The sequence below is a fragment of the Pseudomonas sp. RIT-PI-S genome (genome assembly GCF_025642975.1).
Classification (GTDB): Bacteria; Pseudomonadota; Gammaproteobacteria; order Pseudomonadales; family Pseudomonadaceae; genus Aquipseudomonas.
Window position 1 is genome coordinate 1 of the sequence record NZ_JANZKJ010000042.1, and the last position, 325, is coordinate 325.

Sequence of the window (325 nt, forward strand, 5' to 3'; positions counted from 1 at the left end):
CTTGGACCCGGATTACCCAGCCGAGCGCCTGGCCTACATGCTCGAAGACAGCGGCGTAGCGCTGGTGCTGAGCCACTCGGCCATCGCGCTGCCGGCGGTCGAGCGGATCGACCTGGATGGCTTCGATACGTCGGCCTATGGCGATCAGAACCTTGATGTGGAACTGACCGGCGAGCACTTGGCCTACCTGATTTATACGTCGGGCTCCACCGGTAAACCGAAAGGCGCGGGCAACCGCCATTCGGCGTTAACCAACCGGCTGTGCTGGATGCAGCAGGCGTATCAGCTGACGGCCAACGATTCGGTACTGCAAAAAACCCCGTTC

General features: G+C 61.5%; 1 protein-coding gene. It reads left to right on the top strand.

Annotation, left to right across the window (positions count from 1 at the left end; translation table 11 throughout):
• Nucleotides 1–325: AMP-binding protein (locus OGL93_RS22160; RefSeq protein WP_263265169.1), on the top strand; the 325-nt coding region annotated here is incomplete at both ends.